The organism is Limnohabitans sp. (assembly GCF_046052765.1).
Lineage (GTDB): Bacteria > Pseudomonadota > Gammaproteobacteria > Burkholderiales > Burkholderiaceae_C > Limnohabitans.
Map to the genome: position 1 here is coordinate 1 of NZ_JAVLFQ010000008.1, position 11,774 is coordinate 11,774.

At 52.7% G+C, this 11,774-nt stretch carries 10 protein-coding genes and 1 tRNA gene; 6 read left to right on the forward strand and 5 right to left on the reverse strand.

Annotated features, from left to right (window positions below; genetic code table 11):
* Positions 1–237: 237 nt before the first annotated feature.
* A complete protein-coding gene (locus AC9UG7_RS00605) occupies positions 238–1,587 on the reverse strand; it encodes a (Fe-S)-binding protein (RefSeq protein WP_509583064.1) in 1,350 nt (449 codons plus the stop codon).
* A 128-nt stretch (positions 1,588–1,715) separates the two neighbouring features.
* Positions 1,716–2,138 carry a rubrerythrin family protein gene (locus tag AC9UG7_RS00610; protein WP_509583066.1) on the reverse strand — a complete coding sequence of 141 codons (423 nt, stop codon included), beginning with the start codon at positions 2,136–2,138 and terminating at the stop codon, positions 1,716–1,718.
* 317 nt (positions 2,139–2,455) lie between these two features.
* Here AC9UG7_RS00610 and AC9UG7_RS00615 point away from each other — a divergent pair, with 317 nt between their 5' ends.
* From AC9UG7_RS00615 to AC9UG7_RS00630, 4 genes are all read left to right on the forward strand, one after another.
* Positions 2,456–2,998 carry a VOC family protein gene (locus AC9UG7_RS00615; RefSeq protein ID WP_509583068.1) on the forward strand — a complete coding sequence of 181 codons (543 nt, stop codon included), beginning with the start codon at positions 2,456–2,458 and terminating at the stop codon, positions 2,996–2,998.
* Entirely contained in the window at positions 2,973–4,667 is a 1,695-nt protein-coding gene (locus tag AC9UG7_RS00620) for an FAD-dependent monooxygenase (RefSeq protein WP_509583070.1), read from the forward strand. The genes AC9UG7_RS00615 and AC9UG7_RS00620 overlap by 26 nt, the downstream gene beginning before the upstream one ends.
* Before the next feature lie 25 nt (positions 4,668–4,692).
* The gene (locus tag AC9UG7_RS00625) at positions 4,693–5,349 is read left to right on the forward strand and encodes a DsbA family oxidoreductase (protein ID WP_509583072.1); all 657 of its coding nucleotides are present in this window, start codon (positions 4,693–4,695) and stop codon (positions 5,347–5,349) included.
* A 121-nt stretch (positions 5,350–5,470) separates the two neighbouring features.
* Complete coding sequence (locus AC9UG7_RS00630) at positions 5,471–8,503, forward strand: valine--tRNA ligase (protein ID WP_509583074.1); 3,033 nt, start codon at positions 5,471–5,473, stop codon at positions 8,501–8,503.
* Between the two features lie 117 nt (positions 8,504–8,620).
* Here the strand turns inward: AC9UG7_RS00630 and AC9UG7_RS00635 are convergent, their stop codons facing one another.
* Genes AC9UG7_RS00635 through cysM form a run of 3 tightly spaced genes read right to left on the reverse strand, consistent with a single transcriptional unit; the run spans position 8,621 to position 10,348 of the window.
* Complete coding sequence (locus tag AC9UG7_RS00635; protein ID WP_509583076.1) at positions 8,621–8,848, reverse strand: sulfurtransferase TusA family protein; 228 nt, start codon at positions 8,846–8,848, stop codon at positions 8,621–8,623.
* A gap of 58 nt (positions 8,849–8,906) precedes the next feature.
* Entirely contained in the window at positions 8,907–9,449 is a 543-nt protein-coding gene (locus tag AC9UG7_RS00640; protein WP_509583078.1) for an NUDIX domain-containing protein, read from the reverse strand.
* Positions 9,446–10,348, reverse strand: coding sequence for a cysteine synthase CysM (gene cysM / locus AC9UG7_RS00645; protein WP_509583080.1), 903 nt, complete (start codon positions 10,346–10,348; stop codon positions 9,446–9,448). The genes AC9UG7_RS00640 and cysM overlap by 4 nt, the downstream gene beginning before the upstream one ends.
* Positions 10,349–10,382: 34 nt before the next feature.
* On the opposite strand from cysM, the gene AC9UG7_RS00650 reads away from it, so the two are divergent.
* Positions 10,383–10,470 (forward strand) — tRNA-Leu (locus AC9UG7_RS00650).
* Positions 10,471–10,584: 114 nt separating this feature from the next.
* On the forward strand, positions 10,585–11,774 hold a 1,190-nt coding region (locus AC9UG7_RS00655), incomplete at its 3' end, for an oxidoreductase (protein WP_509583082.1).

Below are 11,774 nucleotides of genomic sequence, written 5' to 3' on the forward strand. Positions count from 1 at the left end.
ACACTTCTAGCTTCGTCGGCAGCGTCAGATGTGTATAAGAGACAGGAAGCCAACGGTCAATCGGTGCCGGAGTTGCAACACCCCATCAGCCTGGTTGCCAAAGCTTACGGCTTGAAGTAGAAATTGGGGTCAGGGTAATTGGGGTCAGAATAATTGGGGTCAGTATCCAATTAATTTTTTGAATTAATTGGATACTGACCCCAATTACCCTGACCCCAATTACCCTGACCCCAATTTCTACTTCAAGCCATAAGCTTTGGCAACCAGGCTGATGGGGTGTTGCAACTCCGGCACCGATTGACCGTTGGCTTCAAAACCTTGGGCAATGTGATGACCGCCCAACGGACAGTCTGAACTGATGAAGTCAGGCTTGCTGCCGTCTTTCATGGTCGCCATGGCTTTGACCACGGGTTTACCGATTTTCATGGCGTAAGCATGCGTCGCTTTTTTCACGCCATAGGTGCCGGCATGTCCGGAACAGCGCTCCACCGTGTTGATGGTGGTGTCTGGAATCATCTTCAGCATCTCTTCGGTTTTTTTGCCGATGTTTTGTACCCTGCCATGGCAAGGTATTTGATAACTGACATTGCCCAGACTTTCGGTAAATTCGGTTTTCAACAAACCATCGCGTTTGCGAGCCATCAAATATTCGAATGGGTCCCACATGTGATCTTTGACCAGTTGGGTCTCGGCATCATCCGGATACATCAGTGGCAATTCTTGTTTGAACATCAAGGTGCAAGATGGCACAGCACTCAAAATCGCATAACCCTCACGGGCGTATTTTGCAAGTACAGGTATGTTGATTTTTTTATTTTCATCTACGGATTGCAAATCGCCCAACTCCAGTTTGGGCATGCCGCAGCATTTTTCCTTAGACACAAGTTCATAAGGAATGTCGTTGTGGTCAAGTATTTTCAACAAGTCCATACCAATGCCGGGTTCGTTGTAGTTCACATAGCAAGTCGCATAAATGACTACCTTGCCCGGCGTTTTCTCACCGTTCACCACTTTTTTAGCTTTCGCTTTGGGGGCACGCGCACGGAATTTTTTTGTCGCAAGTTCAGGCAGCCAAGCATTTTTGTCCACGCCTAAAGTGGACTCCATCACCGAACGCGCCAAACCGGTTTTATTGATGGCGTTGACCGCTTGCACTACGATGGGAATACCAGCGAACTGTCCGTGCACATCGGTAGAGGCCAGAAATTTTTCACCCGCAGAAACCTCGCCCTTTTGGAACTTGATGGCTTTGGCTCGCAACATGGTGTGCGGGAAATCCAAGTTCCATTCATGGGGCGGCACATAAGGACATTTGGTCAAATAACACAGGTCGCACAAATAGCACTGGTCCACCACTTTCCAGTAATCCTGCTTGTTGACACCATCCAACTCCATGGTCGGGCTTTCATCCACCAGATCGAACAGAGTAGGAAACGAGCCGCACAAACTGACGCACCGGCGGCACCCGTGGCAAATATCAAAAATCCGCTCCATTTCAGTGAAGCAGGCCTCTTCGTTATAAAAATCTGGGTTCAACCAATCCAACGGGTGACGTGTCGGTGCTTCGAGACTGCCTTCGCGAGCCATGTGAATGTCCTTGTGTGAGCAGGTATATCAATTAGTGGGCAGCTGTAAGGCACAGCGTATCGCCCGGCATTCAGGGAAAGGCGCTGCCTTGGGTAAAGCAACGCCCTGCGCTCAATGCTGGAACTGAATCAATCGACCAATTCAGCCAAAGCTTTGGCGTAACGGTTGGCGTGTGAACGCTCAGCCTTGGCCAGAGTTTCAAACCAGTCGGCGATTTCGTCGTGGCCTTCGTCGCGTGCGGTTTTGGCCATGCCTGGGTACATATCGGTGTACTCGTGGGTTTCACCAGCCACTGCTGCTTTGAGGTTGTCACGGGTAGCGCCAATTGGCAAACCAGTAGCGGGGTCACCGCACTGCTCTAGCCACTCAAGGTGACCGTGGGCATGACCGGTTTCGCCTTCGGCAGTCGAGCGAAACAACGCTGCCACATCGTTTTGACCTTCAATATCGGCTTTGTTTGCGAAATAGAGGTAACGGCGGTTGGCCTGTGACTCGCCTGCGAAAGCGGCCTTCAGGTTTTCTTCCGTCTTTGAGCCTTTGAGAGCTGACATTAAGAATCTCCTATGGTTGTTGAAACTGCTTTGGCGTTGCGAGCCAAAGTCAGCCTATAGGTTAACCCTTAAGAGCACCAAGTCCAATGACTTGTTTCAATGCCTTACATTGATACAGGCTATTGAGTATCAAATTTGATATGAAATCATTAATGATGCAATGGAGTGCTTTGCTATTCATTTGTAATTTTGATGACGGTTGCAGTTCTTTATCGGTAAGCATTCTGTCTTCATAGCTGGAGATGCAAACTCACCGAAGACAATTTTTGAGCTGTTCATCGTCCCTTAAACTGCATTCATTCAGAGGAAAATGCTATATGCCGGATCTGACTCATTTACCTGCCCCCGCCAAAGTTCTGCAGTTACATCATTACGCTTACCGCGCGCGAGACGCCGAAGAAACCCGACATTTTTACGAAGATATTCTTGGCTTGCCGCTTTATCACCTGATACAAAACGACCATGTTCCCAGCACGGGCGAGTACTGTCCTTACACCCATTTCTTTTTCCGCTTGCAAGATGGTTCATTTATCGCTTTTTTTGACTTGGGCGACGACACGGCGGCCCTGCCCTCGCCCAATACCCCCTCTTGGGTCAATCACATTGCTTTCAGCGTCGAAAGCATTCAAGCACTGCAAGACAGCAAGACCCGCCTGGAGGCACACGGCATAGAGGTGCTGGGCATCACTGACCACCGTATTTTTAAAAGTATTTATTTCTTCGATCCCAATGGCATTCGGTTGGAGTTGAGTGCACAGGTGGCGCCGCCGAGTCAAATGCATCAGGAAAGTTTAGATGTACGCGCTCAATTAGACGCATGGACAGCAAACAAACGTGAGCGCCTTCTTCAACGTGGCTAAATCCCGTTCTACACCCCGCTATGCTTTGCCCGAATATGCGTTTGTGGCGCCGGCAGAACTCAGCAGCAAGCACATACACACTCACCAAGTCGTCATTGTGGGAGCAGGCTTGAGTGGCTTGACGCTGGCTTGCAAACTCGCACAACTTGGCATTGCCGCCGTCTTGCTGGATGAAGACAACACTGTCGGTGTCAAAGGTGCCTTCTCGAGAGGCATTTGTTACACACAGCAGTCATTGGAAATATTTGCAAGGCTCGGTATTTATGAGCAGATTGCAGCCAAGGGTGTGGCATGGCAAGTGGGACGGACATTTGCCGGAGACGATGAAGTCTTCTCATTCGATCTGCGCGAAAGACAACAATTTTCAGCCAGTTGCCAACCGCCTTTCATCAATATCCAGCAGTTTTATGTTGAGATGTTTTTGGTCGACAAAATTCAGCAAATCAACCAGCACTCCCCACTGATTGACTTGCGCTGGTGCAACAAAGTTGTTGGTTTTTCACAAACCGATGCATCTGCGCGTCTCGACATTCAAACGCCAGCTGGACGTTATGCCATTCATGCCAATCACGTCATCGATGCAAGTGGTTCACACACACCGTTTCATGCGTGGGTAGGCGCCACCATGGACAGCAAACGCGGCGATGACCGCTGGTGTATCGCCGATGTGCGCTTCAAACATCAACCACCCACAGAGCGCCACACTTGGATAGAAGCACCATTCAACGATAACCGTGCGGTCTGGCAACACCTGATGGCAGACGATGTCTGGCGTATTGATTACCAAATGGCACCTGACGCAGACCCGCTGTACGTCAGCCGCGAAGACGTGGTGCGTGAACGCTTGGCCAAACAATTTGGTTCAGATGTGGCATGCGAGATCGTCTGGGTCGGTCCCTATGCTTACAAATCACAGTGCTTGCATCACTTACACCACGGTCGCGTATTTTTTATTGGCGATACCGCCAAAGTGGTCAGTCCGTTCGGCGCGCGTGGTGGAAATACGGGCATTGCGGATGCGGACAACTTGGCATGGAAACTTGCTGCCGTGTTAAGCGGTAAAGCCGCACCTAGATTGCTTGCCAGTTATAACCAAGAGCGGATACAAGCGGCGCAACGCAACGTTCATGTCACCAACCGCACAGCACGTTACCTGCGCGCCCCTGAGGGTATGGAAAAAACGTTTCGCAGCGCCAGCATTGGCTTGGCCAAGCACCATGCATTCGCCAAAGCGTTGATCAACACTGGACGCATGGCCGAAGCCAACCGCTATGACGTGTCCGACGTGTGTCAAGCCGATGGTGGCTTTATGGTTCAAAACGTAGCACTTCAATTTAGCTCTGACTCTACCGGTAACTTGGCAGATTTGCTGCAATGGGCCAATGGACGCTTGCTGCTGCTGGTATTTGGTGAACTCAGCCGCAAAGAGATCACGAAATTGCAGTCGATCAGCGCATTGGCTGCTGTCTATGCAGTACAGGTGGTCCATAAAAAACACGCTGATGTGCTTGAGCATGTGATGGACAAAAATAAAACATTGAGAAGCGCATGCCAGTGCGAAAAAGCACAATGGGCGTTGTTACGGCCTGATGCTTATTTGACCGCCAAAGGCAAAGTCATCAACGGACAATTGGTCAAAGCCTTGGCTACAGCTTTGGCTTTGCAGTGATATTCAGACCCCAAAGGAAACAACCATGAGCGCACATTTAAAAATTGATTTCGTCTCGGATGTGGCCTGCCCGTGGTGCGCGGTTGGCTTGGGCGCACTTGAACAAGCGCTGGATGAACTGCAAAACGAAGTTTCGGCAGACATCCACTTCCAACCTTTTGAACTCAACCCCCACATGCCGCCAGGCGGCGAAGACCTGTTCGAACATCTAGCAAACAAATACGGCTCAACCGCCGAACAACAAGCACAGATGTACCAAAACATCAAAGCGCGCGGCGCTGAAGTCGGCTTTACCTTCCACCCTACTGGGCGCGGACGCATCTTTAATACGTTTGACGCGCATCGTTTGTTGCATTGGGCTGAAATCACGGGTGGAGCAAACACGCAACGCAGACTGAAAAAAGCTTTGCTTGATGCATATCAAGGGCGCGGTGAAGTCATCGATTCACACGAGGTGCTTTTGAATGTCGTGCAAACCGAGGGATTGGATGTGGCTGAGGCCCGCGCTGTTTTGGACAGCGACACCTATGCAGACGATGTGCGTGCCAAAGAAAACTTTTATACCAGTGCGGGTATTCATTCGGTCCCTGCAGTCATCATCAATGACAAGCATTTGATCTCAGGCGGCCAGCCTGCGGCGGTGTTTGCCAATGCGTTAAGACAAATTGCAGCAGAAAACTAATCATCTTCTATAAAAAGTCAAGGCTTTGACGGGCAGCCTCTCAGATAACGTCCGTCGTTAAAATACATTTTTTTGTTCTAAATACAAACCGATTGATCCTCGGTTCAATACCCCCACCTATATGACCAGCCCCAGCGCACAACCCGGCTTAGACAGCCTGTCCAAATCTTTTGAACCCGCAGCCCTCGAGGCCCATTGGAGGCCTGAATGGGAAAAACGCGGTTATGGTGTGGCCGGTTTTCGCGGCACAGGAGCACCCGTCGCAGATCAGCCTTCGTTTGCGATTCAACTGCCGCCGCCGAATGTGACCGGTACGCTGCATATGGGTCATGCATTCAACCAGACCATCATGGACAGTCTGACACGCTACCACCGCATGTCAGGCTTTAACACTGCTTGGATACCCGGCACCGACCACGCAGGTATCGCGACACAAATCGTGGTCGAGCGCCAATTGCAAGGGCAAGGCATCAGCCGCCACGACATGGGCCCGACACCGGCCGAGGCGCGTAAAAATTTCATCAGCAAAGTCTGGGAATGGAAAGAGCAATCGGGCAACACCATCACCCAGCAAATGCGCCGCATGGGTGATAGCGTGGACTGGACCCGCGAGTACTTCACCATGGACGACAAGCTCTCGCCGGTGGTGACCGACACTTTTGTGCGTTTGTATGAACAAGGTTTGATATACAGAGGCAAGCGTTTGGTGAACTGGGACCCGGTGCTCATGAGTGCGGTGTCTGACCTCGAAGTGGAAGCCACTGAATCTGATGGCAAGATGCACTACATCTGTTATCCGTTTTCTGGCGGCCCGCAAAAGATTGACGGCGTTCTGCAAAAAGGCATGACGATCGCCACCACCCGACCTGAAACCATGATGGCTGACGGGGCGCTGGCAGTTCACCCTGAAGATGATCGATACAAACATTTGGTTGGCAAGATGGTGGATTTGCCTTTGTGCGACCGGCAAATTCCCATCATCGCAGACGATTTTGTAGACCGCGAATTCGGTTCGGGCTGCGTCAAAATCACCGGCGCACACGATTTCAACGACTACGCCTGCGCTCAGCGACATGGCCTGCCGCTGATCACTATTTTTACGCTGGACGCCAAGGTCAATGACAACGGACCTGCCGCCTACCAAGGTATGGACAGGTTTGACGCACGCAAAGCAGTCAATCGAGATTTGGAAGCCTTGGGTTTGATGCTTGAGATCAAGCCGCACAAAATGATGTTGCCAATTTGCGCCCGCACCGGCCAAATTGTTGAACCCATGTTGACCGACCAGTGGTTTGTCGCTATGAACAAAGTCAGCGACAAAGACCCGAGCGGTAAGAGCATTGCACAAAAAGCCATTGACGCGGTGCATTCTGGCGAAGTGAAGTTCGTGCCTGAAAATTGGATCAACACCTATAACCAATGGATGAACAATATCCAAGACTGGTGTATTTCGCGTCAACTATGGTGGGGCCATCAAATTCCCGCTTGGTACGATGAAGACGGCAAGGTGTATGTGGCACGCAATGAAGCCGACGCGCAAGCGCAAGCGCCGGGTAAAACACTGCGCCGTGATGAAGACGTGCTCGATACATGGTATTCGTCAGCGCTGGTGCCTTTCAGCACCATGGACTGGCTGAATGCAGGCGGGCGTGATGGGCTTGGTCGCAGCGACTTCGGCCGCGAAGCGGATGGGAGACAGGCCAAGCACGACACGGCCAATCAAGACGGACAACGCAAAGACATAGACCTGTATTTGCCAAGCAGCGTCCTCGTGACTGGTTACGACATCATCTTCTTTTGGGTCGCCCGCATGATCATGATGACCACACATTTCACCGGCCGTGTTCCCTTCAAGCATGTTTACATACATGGTCTGGTGCGTGATGCACAAGGCAAGAAAATGAGCAAGTCTGAGGGCAATGTGCTGGATCCGGTGGACTTGATTGACGGCATTGCCCTCGCACCTTTGCTGGATAAACGCAGCCAAGGTTTACGCAAGCCTGAGTCGGCACCGCAAGTACGTAAGAACACCCAAAAAGAATTTCCGGATGGTATTCCTGCTTACGGTGCTGACGCGTTGCGCTTTACCTTTGCCGCGCTGGCTTCGTTAGGCAGAAGCATCAACTTTGACAGCAAACGCTGTGAAGGCTATCGCAATTTCTGTAACAAACTCTGGAACGCTACCCGCTTTGTATTGATGAATTGTGAAGGCCAAGACTGTGGCTTGAAAGAACACACCAAAGCTGAATGCTCGCCACCTCGTACCGGCGACAACGGCGAACATATTCCTGCTGGACCTTTTTACCAATACATGAAGTTCAGTCAGGCTGACCGCTGGATCAGTTCACAGTTACAACTCACCGAAGACCAGGTGGCTAAAGCGTTTGCCGATTACCGCTTGGACAATGTGGCCAGCGCTATTTATGAATTTGTTTGGAACGAATACTGCGACTGGTACTTAGAAATCGCCAAGGTGCAAATTCAAAACGGTGACGAATCGCAACAACGCGCCACGCGCCGCACTTTGATTCGCACGCTTGAAGCCATTTTGCGTTTGGCGCACCCGATCATTCCATTCATCACCGAAGAGCTGTGGCAAAAAGTGGCGCCTGTTGCAGGCATTGGCGGTGAGTCGGTGAGCATCGCGCCTTACCCTGTGGCGCAACTGAACAAGATTGATGAGCAAGCGATTGCCAGCGTCAACCAACTCAAGGCATTGATCGAAGCCTGCCGCACGTTGCGCAGTGAAATGGGCGTGTCTCCCAGTACCAAAATGCCTTTATTTGCATTAGGTGATGCTGCGTTTGTCAGTGCAAACAACCATGTCATCAAAGCCATGGCCAAGCTGAGTGAGGTCAAAGTGTTTGAAGACGAAGCGGCATGGCAAGTTGCCGCTCAGTCTGCCCCTGTGGCCGTGGTTGGCAACATCCGCTTATGTTTGTTCATTGAAGTAGATGTGACTGCTGAAAAAGCACGTCTGTCCAAAGAAATCACGCGTCTAGAAACCGAAATCGCCAAAGCCCACGGCAAACTCGGCAATGAAGCATTTGTGGCGAAAGCACCTCCTGCAGTGATCACGCAAGAGCGTCAGCGATTGGCTGACTTTGAAGACACTTTGCAGAAAGTGAAAGACCAGTTGAAAAGGCTTGCTTAAGCTGCACGGGCAGACTGACATGGTGGGTCGGGCCGACTCGAACGTTGCCGCTTGCGGCGGTGAGAGGCGACCGAGCCCACCAGGTCAGTCACGACACCAAAGCCATTAAATCAAGTATCAACGCCGCTTGAGGACGTGAACAAATTCTTCACCCACCGTCTCTTGCGACACCAGCTCGTTGCCGGTTTGTTTGGCAAAGGCGGCAAAGTCGCGCAACGAGCCTTTATCGGTTGACACCACTTTAAGCAGTTGCCCAGTTTGCATGGGCGTCAAAGCTTTCTTGGCCTTCAATATGGGCAAAGGGCAATTCAGGCCGCGGGTATCAAGTTCAAGATCAATCTGCATGGTGTGTCTACGTTAACGCAATCAAGGGCTCAGCCATTTTTGTCATTCTGAGACGGGGTTATTCTATGTTTTGAGCCGCTCGTTCATCCCAGGTCATAAACCGAGGCTCAATGCCTTGTGTACGTAACCAGTCACCCATGGCATAGCCTGTGCCTGCCGGCCAACAAATAATATCCTTGTAATCGTAAAGCTTGTACTCGGCCAACTCGGGTGATAAACGTACTTCACCGTCGGCCACCGCATGGTAAGCAATGATGACTTGGTTCATGCGTTGAAAGTCATACACGCCGATCAACTTCAATGCAGACACTTGCAAATTAGTCTCTTCTGCAATTTCCCGCGTGATACCTTCTTGCGGTGTTTCACCTGCCTCCATGAAGCCCGTAATCAACGCAAAACGTCTGCCAGTCCAAGCCGCATTGCGAGCCAGCAATATCTGATCGCGGTATTGCACGATACCGGCGAGCACTGGCGTAGGATTGTTCCAGTGCGTCCACTGACAGACCACACAACGCATACGCGTTTTGGCGCCGCCATCTTCTTCTTGCGAAATCAATTGCAATTCGGTGGCACACATTGGGCAGTATTGAAAAGCACTCATGCGGGAAACACTCCAGTGGATAAATAACGGTCACCGCGGTCGCACACGATGAACACAATGTTCGCGTCGCACACCTGCTGAGCAATTTGCAAAGCCACCCAACACGCGCCTGCGGCAGAGACGCCTGCAAAAATACCTTCTTCTCGCGCAAGTCGACGGCACATATCTTCGGCATCGGTCTGGCTCACATAAACCAGTTCATCCACGTGGGTGGCATCGTAAATTTTGGGTAAATATTCAGGCGACCATTTGCGAATGCCTGGAATGCGCGAGCCTTCGCTGGGTTGCGCGCCGATGATGCGGATAGCCGAATTTTTTTCTTTCAAATAACGCGACACGCCGGTGATGGTGCCGGTAGTGCCCATGGCACTGACGAAATGCGTGACACGCCCGTCGGTTTGCTGCCAGATTTCAGGGCCTGTGGTTTCATAGTGAATACGCGGATTGTCTGCATTGGCAAACTGGTCCAACACCCGCCCTTTACCATCGGCTTGCATGCGGTCGGCAATGTCGCGCGCACCTTCCATGCCAGTGGTTTTGGACGTGAGTATCAACTCTGCACCAAAGGCTTTCATGGTTTGCGCACGCTCAATCGACAAGTCCTCGGGCATGATCAACACCATGCGATAGCCTTTGATGGCTGCTGCCATGGCCAGTGCAATACCGGTGTTGCCTGAGGTGGCTTCGATCAAGGTGTCGCCGGGTTTGATGTCGCCGCGTTCTTCAGCGCGTTGAATCATTGACAAGGCCGGACGGTCTTTGACCGAGCCAGCAGGGTTGTTACCCTCTAGTTTGCCCAGAATGACATTGCCACGTTTTTCATTGTCTGCAACGCCTATGCGTTGCAGGCGCGCGATTGGTGTGTTGCCGATCGCTGCTTCGATGGTGGGATAGTTCATACCCACACTGTGCCATAATTCGTATCCACCTTCTGCCGGAGTGGCGAAATTGGTAGACGCAGCAGATTCAAAATCTGCCGGTGCAAAACACCGTGCCGGTTCGATTCCGGCTTCCGGCACCACTCTTGAAAAACCAGCCCCAAAAGGGCTGGTTTTTTCTTTGCCCCTGCGGGTATTTGAGGGGTCCAGGCGCTGATGGCCTGGGTTAAAGTGCCGTCCTTCATACCTCTTTACCCATGGACGAGACCCCTTACCCCCGCTTGTTCAGCCCACAGATTTTGGCCGGGCAACGGTTGAAAAACCGCATCACCCATGCCTCCATTTCGCCCCGGTTTGGTGCCCATCAAGGCTTGCACCCGCGCTATTTGCATTACTACGTGAACCGCGCCAAAGGGGGTGCGGCCATGGTGGTGACAGATCCCATTGGCATTGCCCCGCAACATGGCCCCGAGCGTTTGTGTGCTTTCAACGACAGCATGGTGGATGACCTGCGCCGCTTGGCCGATGGGGTGCGCGCCCACGACAGCGTGTTGATCGGCCAGGTGCAAGACACGGGCCGTGGGCGCCATGTCCCTGGCCGAACTTACCAAGCCGTGGGCGCATCGGCCTTGCCCGATGACCTGAGCTACTCCATGCCCCGCGCCATGGGCGCAGACGAGATTGCGCGCTTTGTCGAGCACACGGCCCAGTCGTGTCTGCGCATGCAAGCCTGCGGCTTTGGCGGCATCGAGGTGTCGGCAGGGCACGGCCATTTGTTTCACCAGTTTTTGTCCCCCCGCTCCAACCAGCGTGACGACGCCTATGGCGGCGATGGGCCCAGGCGCTTGCGTTTTTTGGTCGAAATTTGCCAAGCCGTACGCGACCTGTGCGGGCCAGGCTTCATCATTGGCGTGAAGCTACCCGGCGACGACGGTGTGCCTGGGGGCATTGCGCAGACCCAAGCAGGCGAAATCGCCCAGGCTTTGGTGGCTGCGGTGGGTGTGGATTACCTGACCTATTGCCAGGGTTCGCACCACCGCAGTTTGGAGATGCACTTGCCCGACGACAGCTACCCGCGCCAGACCTATATGGGCTTGATCCGCGCCCTCAAGGCCTGGACGCCCACGGTACCGGTGATGGGCTTGGGTCGCATCACCGACCCGGCCGAGGCCGAGGCCATTTTGGCGCGCGGCGACGCGGACATGATTGGCCTGGGCCGCTCTTTGATCGTGGACCCCGCTTGGCCGCAAAAAGCCCAGGCCGGTCGCGCCAGCGACATCCGCTACTGCGTGTCGTGCAACTCCTGTTGGAAAACCATCAACAACAACCGCCACATGGGGTGTGACAACAACCCGCGCTTGGCCCAGGCCAATGAACTCGACGAGCGCTTGGCACCCGCTGCCCAAGCGCGCAAAGTGGCCGTGGTGGGCGCGGGCATCGCGGGGCT